We start from the raw sequence: 686 nt of genomic DNA on the forward strand, positions 1-686 counted from the left end.
CCGGAAAACTGTCGAGTTCCTGCTCGATGCGGGCGATGTGGGTCATCAACGCACCGAACGGCAGGCAGTGGAGTGGAAAATCGGGTCGAACATGAGCAATCCCTCGCGCAGAAAATGGGGCGCGCGAGACTTTGCAGGGGATCAGTCAGGAAAGAAGTCAGAGAAGGTGGCGATGACTGTAGGGAAAATCCTTAAAAACGCTTCAACAAACAACATACCGGCCAAAACGCAAACGTGGCGTGAGGTTTCCCTCACGCCACGTTTGTTTTTCTACCTCAGGAGGTTAGAACCCGGCTGTTTTAGCCATCAGTTCGAAGCGGTTTCCCGAATCAGCTTCTTGTTGATTTTCCCGACGCTGGTCTTGGGGATCTCGGTGACGAATTTGAACTGCTTGGGGATTGCCCATTTGTTGATGCGCCCACATTCGACAAACGTCAGCAGGTGCGCTTCGAGTATCTGCTTGTCGAGGTACTGCCCCGGCTCGCACACCACCATGGCCATAGGCCGTTCGCCCCACTGCTCATCGACAATGCCGACGACCGCGACGGACATTACTGCGGCGTGCTCGCTGATCAGGCTCTCCAGTTCCAGGGAGCTGATCCACTCGCCGCCCGTCTTGATCACGTCCTTGATGCGGTCTTTGATTTCGACGCCGCCCATTGGGTCGATCGAGGCCATGTCGCCGG

The 686-nt window shown here is 56.1% G+C and carries 1 protein-coding gene; it reads right to left on the reverse strand.

The genetic code is table 11. The features are described from left to right. Positions 1-306: 306 nt before the first annotated feature. The coding region (locus AC1DSG_RS31545; protein ID WP_477794353.1) for an AMP-binding enzyme at positions 307-686 on the reverse strand (380 nt) is incomplete at its 5' end.

The sequence above is a fragment of the Pseudomonas sp. P5_A12 genome (assembly GCF_056400685.1).